This is a genomic window from Pseudomonas sp. 13B_2.1_Bac1, assembly GCF_025466155.1.
GTDB classification, from domain to species: Bacteria; Pseudomonadota; Gammaproteobacteria; order Pseudomonadales; family Pseudomonadaceae; genus Aquipseudomonas; species Aquipseudomonas aylmerensis.
In genome coordinates, this window is sequence record NZ_JANLOH010000017.1 from 60805 (window position 1) to 74598 (window position 13794).

14 protein-coding genes are annotated in these 13794 nt (G+C 61.4%); 10 read left to right on the top strand and 4 right to left on the bottom strand.

Translation table 11 applies throughout. The features are described from left to right. Positions 1-59 precede the first annotated feature (59 nt). A complete protein-coding gene (gene prpB / locus NTD80_RS04025; RefSeq protein ID WP_065909500.1) occupies positions 60-953 on the bottom strand; it encodes a methylisocitrate lyase in 894 nt (297 codons plus the stop codon). A 3-nt stretch (positions 954-956) separates the two neighbouring features. Further along, the gene (locus NTD80_RS04030; RefSeq protein WP_262132242.1) at positions 957-1661 is read right to left on the bottom strand and encodes a GntR family transcriptional regulator; all 705 of its coding nucleotides are present in this window, start codon (positions 1659-1661) and stop codon (positions 957-959) included. Positions 1662-1931: 270 nt separating this feature from the next. Here NTD80_RS04030 and NTD80_RS04035 point away from each other — a divergent pair, with 270 nt between their 5' ends. The 6 genes from NTD80_RS04035 to NTD80_RS04060 all read left to right on the top strand — a co-directional run bounded on the left by NTD80_RS04035 (position 1932) and on the right by NTD80_RS04060 (position 7357). Further along, positions 1932-2465, top strand: a complete 534-nt coding sequence (locus NTD80_RS04035) for an ATP-dependent zinc protease (protein ID WP_065909496.1) — start codon at positions 1932-1934, stop codon at positions 2463-2465. Between the two features lie 5 nt (positions 2466-2470). Next, entirely contained in the window at positions 2471-4003 is a 1533-nt protein-coding gene (locus NTD80_RS04040) for an inactive transglutaminase family protein (RefSeq protein WP_065909494.1), read from the top strand. Continuing rightward, positions 4003-4989 carry an alpha-L-glutamate ligase-like protein gene (locus NTD80_RS04045; RefSeq protein ID WP_106802933.1) on the top strand — a complete coding sequence of 329 codons (987 nt, stop codon included), beginning with the start codon at positions 4003-4005 and terminating at the stop codon, positions 4987-4989. The genes NTD80_RS04040 and NTD80_RS04045 overlap by 1 nt, the downstream gene beginning before the upstream one ends. A gap of 157 nt (positions 4990-5146) precedes the next feature. Beyond that, on the top strand, positions 5147-6490 hold the full coding sequence (gene pabB, locus NTD80_RS04050) for an aminodeoxychorismate synthase component I (protein WP_262132243.1): 1344 nt from the start codon (positions 5147-5149) through the stop codon (positions 6488-6490). A 208-nt stretch (positions 6491-6698) separates the two neighbouring features. Next, positions 6699-7001 (top strand): type II toxin-antitoxin system HigB family toxin, encoded by a 303-nt coding sequence (locus NTD80_RS04055; RefSeq protein WP_065909487.1) that lies wholly within the window; start codon positions 6699-6701, stop codon positions 6999-7001. Further along, positions 7001-7357, top strand: a complete 357-nt coding sequence (locus NTD80_RS04060) for a type II toxin-antitoxin system HigA family antitoxin (protein WP_262132244.1) — start codon at positions 7001-7003, stop codon at positions 7355-7357. Before NTD80_RS04055 ends, NTD80_RS04060 begins: the two co-directional genes overlap by 1 nt. Before the next feature lie 76 nt (positions 7358-7433). On the opposite strand, the gene thrH is transcribed toward NTD80_RS04060, so the two are convergent. Next, complete coding sequence (thrH, locus tag NTD80_RS04065) at positions 7434-8051, bottom strand: bifunctional phosphoserine phosphatase/homoserine phosphotransferase ThrH (protein ID WP_106802930.1); 618 nt, start codon at positions 8049-8051, stop codon at positions 7434-7436. Between the two features lie 153 nt (positions 8052-8204). Between thrH and NTD80_RS04070 the strand changes: the two genes are divergently transcribed. The 3 genes from NTD80_RS04070 to NTD80_RS04080 all read left to right on the top strand — a co-directional run bounded on the left by NTD80_RS04070 (position 8205) and on the right by NTD80_RS04080 (position 11625). Beyond that, entirely contained in the window at positions 8205-8939 is a 735-nt protein-coding gene (locus NTD80_RS04070; protein WP_065909478.1) for a phosphoadenylyl-sulfate reductase, read from the top strand. Between the two features lie 417 nt (positions 8940-9356). Beyond that, positions 9357-10883, top strand: coding sequence for an NCS1 family nucleobase:cation symporter-1 (locus tag NTD80_RS04075; protein WP_065909477.1), 1527 nt, complete (start codon positions 9357-9359; stop codon positions 10881-10883). Positions 10884-10896: 13 nt separating this feature from the next. Next, positions 10897-11625 carry an aspartate/glutamate racemase family protein gene (locus NTD80_RS04080; protein WP_120449489.1) on the top strand — a complete coding sequence of 243 codons (729 nt, stop codon included), beginning with the start codon at positions 10897-10899 and terminating at the stop codon, positions 11623-11625. Between the two features lie 400 nt (positions 11626-12025). On the opposite strand, the gene NTD80_RS04085 is transcribed toward NTD80_RS04080, so the two are convergent. After that, a complete protein-coding gene (locus NTD80_RS04085) occupies positions 12026-12949 on the bottom strand; it encodes a LysR family transcriptional regulator (RefSeq protein WP_106802927.1) in 924 nt (307 codons plus the stop codon). Positions 12950-13055: 106 nt separating this feature from the next. Here NTD80_RS04085 and NTD80_RS04090 point away from each other — a divergent pair. After that, positions 13056-13794: 3-oxoacyl-ACP reductase family protein (locus NTD80_RS04090; protein WP_262132245.1), on the top strand; the 739-nt coding region annotated here is incomplete at its 3' end.

Genomic DNA, 13794 nt, shown 5'->3' on the forward strand with positions numbered 1-13794 from the left:
CGTTCGTCAACCTCGACCCTGCAGGAGCCGGCTTGCGGCTCCTGCAGGGTTGGCAGGCATTACTTTTTCGCGGCAAACAGTGCGTCGAGCTTCTGCTCGAAGGTGTGGTAGTCGATGCGATCGTAAAGCTCCATGCGGGTTTGCATGGTGTCGATCACGTTCTGTTGGGTGCCGTCGCGACGGATCGCGGTGTAGACATTCTCGGCGGCCTTGTTCATGGCGCGGAAAGCCGAGAGCGGGTACAGCACGATGGAAACATCGGCAGATTTCAACTGTTCGACGGTGTACAGCGGGGTCGCACCGAACTCGGTGATGTTGGCCAGGATCGGGGCTTTCACGCGGGAGGCGAACAGCTTGTACATGTCCAACTCGGTGATGGCTTCCGGAAACACCATGTCGGCGCCGGCCTCGATGCACGCGGCGGCACGCTCCAGGGCCGATTCCAGGCCTTCGACGGCCAGCGCGTCGGTGCGCGCCATGATCACGAAGCTGTCATCGGTGCGCGCATCCACGGCGGCCTTGATGCGGTCGACCATTTCCTGCTGCGACACGATTTCTTTATTAGGACGATGACCGCAGCGCTTGGCGCCCACCTGGTCTTCGATATGGATAGCGGCGGCGCCGAACTTGATCATCGACTTGACGGTGCGCGCCACGTTGAACGCCGAGGAGCCGAAGCCGGTGTCCACATCCACCAGCAGCGGCAGGTCGCACACGTCGGTGATGCGGCGCACGTCGGTGAGTACGTCGTCCAGGCCGGTGATGCCCAGGTCCGGCACGCCCAGGGAACCGGCAGCCACCCCGCCACCCGACAGGTAGATCGCCTTGAAACCGGCGCGCTTGGCCAGCAGCGCGTGGTTGGCGTTGATCGCGCCGACCACCTGCAGCGGCTGCTCGCTGGCGACCGCGTCACGGAAACGCTGGCCTGGAGTGCTTTTGTTGTTAGAACTCATGACTCACCTCTTCAGGGGGGCGCCGTCGGGGAAGTGACGGGCAATGTTGCGTTTGGAAGCGCCGATGTGCCGGCGCATCAACAATTCGGCCAGTTCGCCATCGCGGTCGGCAATCGCATCCAGGATGCGATGGTGCTCGGCGAAGGCCTGCCGTGGACGATTGGGGGTGGCGGAAAACTGGATGCGGTACATGCGCACCAATTGGTACAGCTCGCCGCAGAGCATTTGGGTCAGGGTGCGATTACCGGCGCCTTGAATTATGCGGTAATGAAAATCGAAGTCGCCTTCCTGCTGGTAGTAGCCGAGGCCGGCCTGGAATGCTTCGTCGCGCTCATGGGTGTGCAGCACCTGGCGCAACTCCTCGATTTCCGCGTCGGTCATGCGCTCGGCGGCCAGGCGACACGCCATGCCCTCCAGCGACTCGCGGATTTCATACAGTTCGATCAGCTCGGCATGGCTCAACGACACGACCCGGGCGCCCACGTGGGGCACGCGCACCAGCAGGCGCTGGCCTTCTAGGCGGTGGATCGCCTCGCGCAACGGGCCACGGCTGATGCCGTAAGTGCGGGCCAGTTCCGGCTCGGAGATCTTGCTGCCGGGGGCGATCTCACCCTTGACGATGGCGGCCTGGATACGGCGAAAGACGTTCTCCGACATCGTTTGGGATTCGTCCGACGCGGTTATCGGAGCTTCTGGCTGACCCAGCATATTGTCGACACCTTCAAAAGCAATGCCGCAAAAACTAGCTAATCAGGCTTGCTTAGTCAAAGAATAAATCCACATTGTCGACAATCGTCTAATAACCCTTGATGCGCCCGCACGGGGCATGGCCGGCTGCCAGCGCTGGCGCCAAAAAAGCATCATGTTAGAATGCCCGCCGCATTTGCCTGACATCGCTTGATGAAACGGCGCACCAGAGATTGAGCAGCAATGCCAGTCGCCATGAATGGAACATCGCACTGCACCGCCTCAGGATCTATGAGACTCAAGCCCTTCCCCCTGTTTTGCCTACTGTTCGTCCCCGGTCTTGGCATTGCCGCCGAGAAGACCGTGTATGGCCTCAACGAATACGCCCAATTGGCCGGCATCGACCTGGAAGTCGCGGCCAAGCTGGACACGGGCGCCAAGACCGCGTCCCTCAGCGCCCGTGACATCAAGCGCTTCAAGCGCAACGGCGAATCCTGGGTGCGCTTCTACCTGGCGATCGACACCGCCCACTCCCATCCCATCGAACGTCCCCTGGCCCGCGTCAGCAAGATCAAGCGCCGCGCCGGTGACTACGACCCCGATGAGGACAAGAACTACACTGCCCGCCCGGTGATTGCCCTCGACATCTGCATGGGCACCGCTTTACGCAGCATCGAAGTGAACTTGACTGACCGCAGCGCCTTCCAATACCCGCTGCTGATCGGCTCCGAAGCGTTGAAACGCTTTGATGCGCTGGTCGACCCCAGTCTTAAATATGCAGCAGGCAAACCCGCCTGCGCCGCCGACGCTCATACCGCCGAGTAAACCGAATGCGCTCTCTGACCCTGCACCTGAAAATCCTCATCACCATCCTGGTGGTGCTGGGTATTTCGGTCACCGCCTACCAGATCTTCGTGCTGGGGATTCCCGTTACCGAGGACGCCACTGACGACTTGTGGAATATCGACGCCAAGGTCGAGTTCGTCGCCAACCCCAAGGACCCGGTGAAGATCCAGATGTTCGTGCCGCCGCTGAGCCGCGACTTCGTCAGCCTCAATGAAAGCTTCATCTCCAATAACTATGGGGTGAGCGTCAATCGCATCGACGGCAACCGCAAGGTCACCTGGTCGGCGCGTCGGGCCAAGGGCAACCAGACCCTCTACTATCGCCTGGTATTGACCAAGCGCTACAGCGGCGAAAAGGTCAAGGTCAAGGGCCCGACCTTCCGCGACAGCATTGCCGTGGAAGGCCCGGAAAAAATCGCCGCCGAAGCCCTGCTGGCGCCGATTCGCCAGCACTCGGCCGACGTCGAGACCTTTATCAGCGAAGCCATCAAGCGCACCAACAACCTCAACGACGACAACGTCAAGCTGCTGCTGGCGGGCGACCCGTCGACGCCGCACAAGGCCAAGATCGTCGAGTTGCTGCTGTCCATCGCCCATGTGCCGGTGGAAAAAGTCCACACCATTCGCCTGGTGGCCGACCAGCCGCAAGCCCCGGAACTGTGGCTGCGCAGCTTCAACGGCAATGACTGGCTGTACTTCAACCCGGAAACCGGCGAGCAAGGCCTGCCCGCCGACCGCCTGCTGTGGTGGACTGGCGATGAAAACCTGATCACCGTGGATGGCGGCAAGAAAGCCATGGTCACCTTCAGCCTGAACAACAGCGAGATGAACGCGATTCGCCTGGCCAAGCTGACCGACGAGAACACCGACGCCAACTTCCTCGAGTACTCGCTGTACGGCTTGCCGCTGCAAACCCAGCAGACCTTCATGATCATGGTGATGATCCCGATCGGTGTGCTGGTGATCCTGATCCTGCGCAACCTGATCGGCCTGCAGACCCTCGGCACGTTCACGCCGGTGCTGATCGCCCTGGCGTTCCGCGAGACGCAGTTGGGCTTCGGGATTGTGCTGTTCACCATCATTACCGCGCTGGGGCTGTCCCTGCGTTCCTACCTGGAACACTTGAAGCTGCAGATGCTGCCGAGGCTCTCGGTGGTGCTGACCTTCGTGGTGGTGCTGATCGCTGCCATCAGCCTGTTCAGCCACAAGCTGGGGCTCGAGCGCGGGCTGTCGGTGGCGCTGTTCCCGATGGTGATCCTGACCATGACCATCGAACGCCTGTCGATCACCTGGGAAGAACGCGGCGCCAACCATGCACTGAAAGTCGCGATCGGCACGCTGTTCGCCGCCTCCCTGGCGCACCTGATCATGAGCGTGCCGGAGCTGGTCTACTTCGTGTTCACCTTCCCGGCGATCCTGCTGATCCTGGTGGGCTTCATGCTGGCCATGGGGCGTTATCGCGGCTACCGCCTGACCGAACTGGTGCGCTTCAAGGCTTTCCTGAAGGCTGACTCGTAATGTTCGGCTTCTGGAAGACCTGGAAGGCCCTCGAAGCGCGCGGGATCATGGGCATCAACCGGCGAAATGCCGACTACGTGCTCAAGTACAACAAGCGCAGCCTGTACCCGATCGTGGATGACAAGATCATCACCAAGGAACGGGCCATGGCTGCCGGCATCCACGTGCCGGAAATGTACGGGGTGATTTCCACCGAGAAGGAAATCGACAAGCTCGACGAGATCATCGGCGGGCGCAGCGACTTCGTGATCAAGCCGGCGCAGGGCGCCGGCGGCGACGGCATCCTGGTGGTGGCGGACCGTTTTGAGGGGCGCTACCGCACGGTGTCGGGCAAGATCATCAGTCATGAAGAGATCGAGCACCAGATTTCCAGCATCCTCACCGGCCTGTACTCCCTGGGCGGCCACCGCGACCGTGCGCTGATCGAATACCGCGTGGTGCCCGACCAGATCTTCAAGAGCATCAGCTACGAAGGCGTGCCGGATATCCGCATCATCGTGCTGATGGGCTACCCGGTAATGGCCATGCTGCGCCTGCCGACCCGCCAGTCCGGCGGCAAGGCCAACCTGCACCAGGGCGCGATCGGTGTGGGTGTCGACCTGGCCACCGGCCTGACCCTGCGCGGCACCTGGCTGAACAACATCATCACCAAACACCCCGACACCACCAACGCGGTGGATGGCGTGCAACTGCCCAACTGGGACGGTTTCATGAAGCTCGCGGCCGGCTGCTATGAGCTGTGCGGGCTGGGTTATATCGGCGTGGACATGGTGCTGGACCAGGAGAAAGGCCCGCTGATTCTGGAACTGAACGCGCGGCCGGGGCTGAATATCCAGATCGCCAACGACTGCGGCCTGACCCTGCGCACCCACGCGGTCGAGGCGCGACTGGAAACACTCAAAGCCGCCGGCGTGACGGAAACCGCCGAGGAGCGAGTGAAGTTTGTGCAGGAGATGTTCGGGCATATACCGCTGGTGGAAGGCTGAGGGCGTCATCGCCGGCTTGCCGGCGATAGCAGCCTGGGTAGCAATGAAGCGCTCAGGATAGGTCCTCGATCTAACTATCCCCGACATCCCCCCTAGGACGAGATCCTACAGAAGACTACAATCCCCTCCCCCCAAGCCAACGGCTGATCCACCCCGCATGTCGACCTGCTCCGTACACCCAGTGCCCTACCGGGCCAACCCCGCCGAGTATTTTGCGGCGATCCGCCATGCCCCTGGCGCGGTGATGCTCGACAGCGGCCGCCCCTCAGCCGAGCGCGGTCGTTACGACGTGCTCAGCGCGTGGCCACTGGCGACGTTGACGGTACAACCTGACGAAAGCGGCAGCGATTTCCTGCAGCGTCTACGCGAAAACCTGACACAGCTGGGTGAGGCGGCGATCCCCCAGGGTCTGGAGCTGCCGTTTGCCGGAGGCCTGATTGGCTACCTGAGTTACGACTTTGGCCGGCACCTGGAACACATGCCGCAGTTGGCCGTGGACGATTTGCACCTGCCGGACGCCCGCTTTGGGCTGTACGCCTGGGCACTGATCAGTGATCACCTGAAGCAGACCAGCCAACTGGTGTTTCATCCCTCGCTGGCCGACAGCGAGCGCCAACGGCTGACGGCGCTGTTCAGCCAGGGCGTTGTCGACACCGCCGCGACCTTCAAACTCCAGGGGCCAATGGCACCGGACCTCAGCGCCGAGGCTTATCGCCAAGCCATCGTGCGCATCCAGGACTATATCCAGGCCGGCGACTGCTACCAGGTCAACTTCGCCCAGCGTTTCCGCGCGCCGTGCAGCGGCGATCCCTGGGCGGCTTACTGCGCGTTGCGCGAAGCCTGCCCCACGCCATTCTCAGGGTTCCAGAGCCTGCCGGATGACGGCGCGCTACTCAGCCTGTCGCCGGAGCGTTTCGTGCACATCAGCGAACGCCGCGTCGAAACCCGTCCGATCAAGGGCACCCGCCCCCGGGGCCTCACGCCAGAGGAAGACGCGGCCAACGCCGCCGAACTGCTGGCCAGCCCCAAGGATCGCGCGGAGAACCTGATGATCGTCGACCTGTTGCGCAACGACCTCGGTCGCACCTGCCGTACCGGCTCGGTGCATGTCCCGGAACTGTTCAGCCTGGAAAGCTACCCCAACGTGCACCACCTGGTGAGCAGTGTGACCGGCGAATTGGCCGACACCAAGGATGCCCTCGACCTGATCGCCGGCAGCTTCCCCGGCGGCTCAATCACCGGCGCCCCGAAGATTCGCGCAATGCAGATCATCGACGAGCTGGAACCGACCCGACGCGGCTTGTACTGCGGCTCCCTGGTGTACCTGGACGTGCGCGGCGAGATGGACAGCTCCATCGCCATCCGCAGTTTGCTGGTCAAGGACGGGCAGGTGTGCTGCTGGGGCGGCGGCGGGATCGTCGCGGATTCGCAGTGGGAGGCCGAATATCAAGAGTCGCTGACCAAGGTACGGGTGTTGTTACACACTTTGGAAAACCTGTAGGGCCGTCTTTCCGGCCTCCTGGCCACCCTGGCAAAAACCTGAATCAGAGCCGTTGTGGACGGCGCATGGGCGGGCGGATAGCGTCAACCACCCACCAGCCCACTGTGAAGGATCACATGAAGCGACTGCCAGCTCGTCAGAAATCATTTCCGCGATTGCATCTCTGCCCACCTGCACCTATGATCTCCCAAATTGGGAGGTTACAGCGATGCGGATAATCGCCCTCTCTACCTTACGAATATTCTGGGAAAGCCATCCCGCCCAGGCAGACGCCAAAACGCCGCTGATCGAGTTGTATCGTCATATGGAAAAGGCCGTTTACCCAACGCCACAAGCGCTCAAGGCCGAGCTTCGGACCGCGAGCATTCTCAAGGGAGGCAGGGTGGTGTTCAACGTGGGGGGCAACAAATATCGAGTGATCATGGCGATCGATTATCAGCGACAGCTTGGGTTCATACGTTTCGTAGGGACTCACTCGCACTACGACCAGATCAACGCGGAGACCGTGTGATGAACATCAAACCGATACATTCCCAGGAGGACCTGACCGCTGCGCTTGCCCGCGTGGAACAGATCTGGGGAGCAGCAATAGGCTCACCTGAGGGTGACGAGCTGGAGATCCTCGCCATACTCATCGAAAAATATGAGGCGGAGCATTTTCCAATGCCGCCTTCGGACCCGGTGGAAGCGATCAAATTTCGCATGGAGCAACTGGGCATGACCGCCCGTGATCTTGAGCCCTTCATTGGGACGAGCGGACGAGTCTCCGAAGTGCTGAATCACAAGCGCAAGTTGAGCCTTTCGATGATCAAGCGCTTGCATGAAGGCCTGTGCATTCCTTATGAGCGGCTGCTGGCCGGGGCCTAGAATCTTGCGCCGGCAAGCCGGCGCCTTCATGGATTACACATGACCTGCAGGCGCCGGCTTGCCAGGGATCGTGTCGTTACAGGCTCAACTGCCGATTCGAGGCCTTGATGAACTCTTTCTTCAAATCCTCGAACGTATGCACCGCCGGGAATTGCGGGAACTCACGAATCACATTCTCCGGCGCATGGAACAAAATCCCACGGTCGGCTTCGCCCAGCATGCTGGTGTCGTTGTAGGAATCGCCAGCGGCGATCACGCGGTAGTAGAGCGTCTTGAACGCCAGCACCGATTGGCGCTTGGGGTCTTTCTGGCGCAGTTGGTAGCTGACCACGCGGTCGTTTTCGTCGGTGATGAGGCGGTGGCACAACAGCGTCGGGAAGCCCAGCTGACGCATCAGCGGCTGCGAGAATTCGTAGAAGGTGTCGGACAGGATCACCACCTGGAAGCGTTCGCGCAGCCAATTGACGAACTCAATGGCGCCGTCCAGCGGCTTGAGGGTGGCGATCACTTCCTGGATGTCGGCGAGTTTCAGCCCGTGTTCGTCGAGGATGCGCAGGCGTTGCTTCATCAGCACGTCGTAGTCGGGAATGTCCCGGGTGGTGGCCCGCAAAGATTCAATACCGGTTTTTTCGGCGAAGGCGATCCAGATTTCCGGAACCAACACACCTTCCAGGTCAAGACAGGCAATTTCCACAAGACGCTCCCATTGGTTTTATTGAGTTGAGCCAGCAAAAAAGGACTGCCGAACTCTAGCGATTCAAGCCCGCCGCCGCAACGCAGGGCGGATTTTGATACCATCACTTCCCTATAGAGCGCTCAGCGCCACTGACCTGTAGGAACCGTCCTGATGAACCAAGCCTTCGACGTCGCTGAACTCGCTGCGACTTACGCCAACAAATCCGCCCAGGATATTCTCAAGCTGGCTTTCAGCCAGTTCGCTGATGACCTGTGGATTTCCTTCAGCGGCGCCGAGGACGTGGTGCTGGTGGACATGGCCTGGAAGCTCAACAAGAACGTCAAGGTGTTCAGCCTCGACACCGGCCGCCTGCACCCGGAGACCTATCGGTTCATCGAGCAGGTGCGCGATTTCTACAAGATCGATATCGAACTGATCTCGCCGGACCAGAGCAAACTGGAACCTTTCGTCAAAGAGAAAGGCCTGTTCAGCTTCTACAAGGACGGGCATGGCGAATGCTGCGGCGTGCGCAAGATCGAGCCGTTGCGCCGCAAGCTCTCGGGCGTCAGCGCCTGGGCTACCGGCCAGCGCCGTGACCAGAGCCCTGGCACACGCAGCCAGGTGGCGGCACTCGAAATCGATACGGCGTTTTCCACCCCGGAACGCACCCTGTACAAGTTCAACCCGCTCGCGCAGATGACCAGCGAAGAAGTCTGGGGCTACATCCGCATGCTCGAACTGCCCTACAACAGCCTGCATGAACGCGGCTTCATCAGCATCGGCTGCGAACCCTGCACCCGCCCGGTGCTGCCGAACCAGCACGAGCGCGAAGGCCGCTGGTGGTGGGAGGAAGCCACGCAGAAGGAATGCGGGCTGCACGCCGGGAACATCATCAGCAAGGCCTGAGGGCCGATTTGGTTAAAAAATCTGGGAGCGGGCTCGCCGTAGCAAGCCCGCCCTACATTTGTTCATTGATGCCAACAATCATGTACACACAGATGTAACCATCGGTGCCATTTATGTGTGCAATTTTTCTGAACCCGCACCATAACGTAACACCTCGACACGCCCTTCCCTTCCCCTCCTGAATCGACCCCAGGCAGCGTAAAAATAAATAGCTGTTCGAACGGTCAATTTATATCGCTTTAGATTCAGCTAGTTATTTACCAACCCTGCAAAAACGAAATTACCCGCCGTTTTCATAGAACGAAAACTGGCACGCATGTGGCTTAAGGTGAAAAACGCTTTGTATACAATAAATACAAAACCTACATACACTTTGCCTTCGGCGGCTTACCTGCCGACGTGCTGGAGCCTGCCGGAATGCGTACTAGTCTCTCCAATAATATCGCACTGGATCTGCCCTCCTCCCTGAGCCCCGAGACCACAGGTCCCGGCCCGCTGGTACTGAGCCCGCGCCTGCACAACAAGGACCTGGCGCCCACCAAGGTCGAAGGCCGGCGCTGGGGCCGCTACAGCATCTTTGCGCTGTGGACCAACGATGTGCACAACATCGCCAACTACTCGTTCGCCATTGGCTTGTACGCCCTGGGCCTGGGTGGCTGGCAGATCCTGTTGTCCCTGGGAATCGGCGCAGCGCTGGTGTATTTCTTCATGAACCTGTCGGGGTACATGGGGCAGAAGACCGGCGTGCCGTTTCCCGTGATCAGCCGTATCAGTTTCGGCATCCATGGCGCGCAGATCCCGGCACTGATCCGCGCGGTGATTGCGATCGCCTGGTTCGGTATCCAGACCTACCTGGCCTCGGTCGTTTTCCGCGTGTTGCTTACCGCCATTCATCCAGGCTTCGCCGCCTATGACCACAACTCGATCCTGGGCCTGTCGTCCCTTGGCTGGGCGTGTTTTGTCGCGATCTGGCTGGTACAGCTGGTGATCCTGGCCTACGGCATGGAGATGGTGCGGCGCTATGAAGGCTTCGCCGGGCCGGTGATTCTGCTGACCGTGGCCTCGCTGGCCGGCTGGATGTACTTCCAGGCGGGCGGCAACATTGCCTGGTCGATCCGTGAACCGCTGAGCGGCGGCGAGATGTGGCGCAATATCTTTGCCGGTGGCGCGCTGTGGCTGGCGATCTACGGCACGCTGATCCTCAACTTCTGCGACTTCGCCCGCTCCTCGCCGTGCCGCAAGACCATCCTGGTCGGCAATTTCTGGGGCCTGCCGGTGAATATTCTGGTGTTCGCGGCGATCACCGTGCTGCTCTGCGGCGGACAGTTCCAGCTCAATGGTCGGGTGATCGAAAGCCCGACCGAAATCATCGCCGCCATTCCCAATACCTTTTTCCTGGTGCTCGGTTGCCTGGCGTTCCTGATCGTCACCGTGGCGGTGAACATCATGGCCAACTTTGTCGCGCCGGCCTTTGTGCTGAGCAACCTGGCGCCCAAGTACCTGAACTTCCGCCGCGCCGGGCTGATCAGCGCCACGGTGGCGGTGCTGATCCTGCCGTGGAACCTCTACAACAGCCCGCTGGTGATCGTGTATTTCCTCTCTGGCCTGGGCGCGCTGCTGGGGCCGTTGTACGGGGTGATCATGGTCGATTACTGGTTGATCCGTAAAAGCCAGGTGGACGTGCCGCAGCTGTATAGCGAAGACCCGAAAGGCGTTTATTACTACAGCCGTGGAGTGAATATGCGCGCGGTCGCGGCGTTCATTCCTGCAGCGGTGATCGCCATCCTGTTGGCGCTGTTGCCGGGATTTGCCAGCGTCTCGCCGTTTTCCTGGCTGTTTGGCGCCGGTATTGCAGGGTTGCTGTACCTGCTGATCGCCAAGCGCCAGGCGTTCTACGCCGATGTCAGCGGCGAAAGCATTGCAGTCGATAACGTCAGTCATTAATCAAGGACCTTCCATGCGTATCCTCGTGGTCAACGTCAACACCACCGAATCCATCACCGAGACCATTGCCCAACAGGCACGCGCTGTGGCGGCACCGGGCACCGAGATTGTCGGGCTCACGCCGTACTTCGGTGCGGAGTCGGTGGAGGGCAACTTTGAAAGCTACCTGGCCGCCATCGCCGTGATGGACCGCGTGATGGCCTACGACCAGCCGTTTGATGCGGTGATCCAGGCCGGCTACGGCGAACACGGCCGTGAAGGCTTGCAGGAATTGTTGAACGTGCCGGTGGTGGACATCACCGAAGCGGCCGCCAGCACCGCGATGTTTCTCGGTCATGCCTATTCGGTGGTGACCACCCTGGACCGGACCGTGCCGCTGATCGAGGACCGCCTGAAACTCGCCGGCCTGTACCAGCGCTGCGCCTCGGTGCGCGCCAGTGGCATGGCCGTATTGGAGCTGGAAGAAAACCCGCTGGCGGCCATGGAAGCCATTGTGCGCCAGGCAGAGTTGGCTATCAGCGAGGACAAGGCCGAGGTGATCTGCCTGGGCTGCGGCGGCATGGCCGGGCTGGATGAGCAGATTCGCCAGCGCACCGGGGTGCCGGTGGTGGATGGCGTGACGGCGGCGGTGACCATCGCCGAATCCTTGGTGCGGCTGGGCTTGTCGACGTCGAAGATTCGTACGTATGCCACGCCGCGGCCGAAGAAAGTTATCGGCTGGCCGGGCAGGTTTGATCGGTAGACCGAGGTGAGGCTATCGCAGGCAAGCCAGCTCCCACACTGGAATGGGGTCGGCCGGGCAGGTTCGGTCGGTAGACCGAGGTGAGGCTATCGCAGGCAAGCCAGCTCCCACATTGGAATGGGGTCGGCCGGGCAGGTTTGATCGGTAGACCGAGGTGAGGCTATCGCAGGCAAGCCAGCTCCCACATTGGAATGGGGTCGGCCGGGCAGGTTCGGTCGGTAGACCGCGGTGGGGATATCGCAGGCAAGCCAGCTCCCACATTGGAATGGGGTCGGTCGGGCAGGTTTGGTCGGTAGGCCGAGGTGGGGATATCGCTGGCAAGCCAGTTCCTACATAGGAATGGGGTCGGTTGTGGGAGCCGGGCTTGCCCGCGATGGCGTCGCCGCGGTTCAAGGGCGGGTCAAATCGCGCTGAATCGCTGGCCCAGCTGGCGCTCGGCAAACTGCTCGATGATGAAGTCGACAAATGCCCGGGTCTTGCCCGGCAGCAGTTTGTGTTCGGCGTAGTAGATCGAGATAGTGCCGTCATCGACGTACCAGTCGGGCAGCACCCGCACGACCGCGCCGCTGTCGAGGAACGGCACGGCCATCGGCATGCTCACCAGCGCGATGCCGAGGCCCTGGGCGCTGGCGCAGCAGGCGGCTTCCGAGTCGCTCATGGTCATGCCGGGCTTGAGCACCAACGGGCGCTGTTCGCGCCCGATACTGGTGAGTTGCCAGGAACGTATGCGCCCGGTTTGCGGCGAGCGGATCAGGATGCCCTTGCAGCGGGCCAGGTCTTCAGGCGAAAGGACCGGCGGGCGCCGCGCCAGGTAATCCGGCGAGGCCACCAGCACCCGATGCGCCGGCGACAGTTTGCGGGCGACGACCCCTTGCGGCAACTCGAAACCACCGCCGATCGCGGCATCAAAGCCTTGGCCGATCAGGTCGACCTGGCGGTTATCGAAATGCCAGTCCGGGCTGATGTCCGGAAAGCGCCGCATGAACTCTCCCAGCAACGGCACCACATACCGATTGCCGAACACCGTGCCCATGCTGACCTTGAGCGTGCCCACCGGCCGCCCTTCGGCGCTGGCCAGGTTGGCCACGGCATTCTGGATGGTGGTGAGGCTGGCGCTGACTTCTTCGAGGAACAGTTTGCCGGCTTCGGTCAGGGTCAGGCGCCGGGTGCTGCGCTGGAACAGGCGCACGCCGAGGCGCGCTTCCAGCTTGGCGACGCTTTTGCCGACCGCTGCCGGGGTCAGGCTCAGGTGTCGCGCCGCCTCGGCAAAACTGCCGCCCTCGGCGCTGCGCACGAAGCATTCGATACTGCCAAAGCTTTCCATATCAACCCATTCAAAACTTTTGGTTTACACAGACTATAGCAATCACGGTCTACCGGGTGGCCGGGGTGAGGTCGATACTCGCCTCATCAACTACTCGGAGATCGACATGACCACACAAAACCTCACCGGCAAAGTCGCCTTGATCCAGGGCGGTTCTCGCGGCATCGGCGCCGCCATCGTCAAGCGCCTGGCCGCACAAGGCGCAGCGGTCGCCTTTACTTACGTCAGCTCGGCCGCCAAGGCGCAAGCCCTGCAGGACAGCGTAATCAGCGAGGGCGGCAAGGCCCTGGCGATTCACGCCGACAGCGCCGATGCCACGGCGATTCGCAACGCCGTCAATGCCACCGTCGAAGCCTTCGGGCGCCTGGATATCCTGGTGAACAACGCCGGCGTACTGGCCATCGCGCCGCTGGAAGATTTCACCTTGGAAGATTTCGACCAGACCCTGGCGATCAACGTGCGCAGTGTATTTATCGCGACCCAGGAAGCGGCCAGGCACATGGGCGAAGGCGGCCGGGTGATCAATATCGGCAGCACCAATGCCGAGCGCATGCCGTTTGGCGGCGGTGGCCCGTACGCGATGAGCAAGGCGGCGCTGGTGGGACTGACCAAAGGTCTGGCGCGCGACCTGGGGCCACGGGGCATTACCATCAATAACGTACAGCCGGGTCCGGTGGACACCGACATGAACCCTGCAGACAGTGACTTCGCCGAAAGCCTGATCGGCTTGATGGCCGTGGGCCGTTACGGGCATGTCGAAGAGATTGCGAGTTTCGTCGCGTATCTCGCCGGGCCTGAGGCCGGTTACATCACCGGGGCAAGCCTGACCATTGATGGCGGTTTCA

What these genes read in the sequence shown, in the direction of transcription:
- prpB (WP_065909500.1), bottom strand. Translation starts at nt 953, where the DNA reads ATGAGTTCTAACAACAAAAGCACTCCAGGCCAGCGTTTCCGTGACGCG.
- NTD80_RS04030 (WP_262132242.1), bottom strand. Translation starts at nt 1,661, where the DNA reads ATGCTGGGTCAGCCAGAAGCTCCGATAACCGCGTCGGACGAATCCCAA.
- NTD80_RS04035 (WP_065909496.1), top strand. Translation starts at nt 1,932, where the DNA reads ATGAGACTCAAGCCCTTCCCCCTGTTTTGCCTACTGTTCGTCCCCGGT.
- NTD80_RS04040 (WP_065909494.1), top strand. Translation starts at nt 2,471, where the DNA reads ATGCGCTCTCTGACCCTGCACCTGAAAATCCTCATCACCATCCTGGTG.
- NTD80_RS04045 (WP_106802933.1), top strand. Translation starts at nt 4,003, where the DNA reads ATGTTCGGCTTCTGGAAGACCTGGAAGGCCCTCGAAGCGCGCGGGATC.
- pabB (WP_262132243.1), top strand. Translation starts at nt 5,147, where the DNA reads ATGTCGACCTGCTCCGTACACCCAGTGCCCTACCGGGCCAACCCCGCC.
- NTD80_RS04055 (WP_065909487.1), top strand. Translation starts at nt 6,699, where the DNA reads ATGCGGATAATCGCCCTCTCTACCTTACGAATATTCTGGGAAAGCCAT.
- NTD80_RS04060 (WP_262132244.1), top strand. Translation starts at nt 7,001, where the DNA reads ATGAACATCAAACCGATACATTCCCAGGAGGACCTGACCGCTGCGCTT.
- NTD80_RS04070 (WP_065909478.1), top strand. Translation starts at nt 8,205, where the DNA reads ATGAACCAAGCCTTCGACGTCGCTGAACTCGCTGCGACTTACGCCAAC.
- NTD80_RS04075 (WP_065909477.1), top strand. Translation starts at nt 9,357, where the DNA reads ATGCGTACTAGTCTCTCCAATAATATCGCACTGGATCTGCCCTCCTCC.
- NTD80_RS04080 (WP_120449489.1), top strand. Translation starts at nt 10,897, where the DNA reads ATGCGTATCCTCGTGGTCAACGTCAACACCACCGAATCCATCACCGAG.
- NTD80_RS04085 (WP_106802927.1), bottom strand. Translation starts at nt 12,949, where the DNA reads ATGGAAAGCTTTGGCAGTATCGAATGCTTCGTGCGCAGCGCCGAGGGC.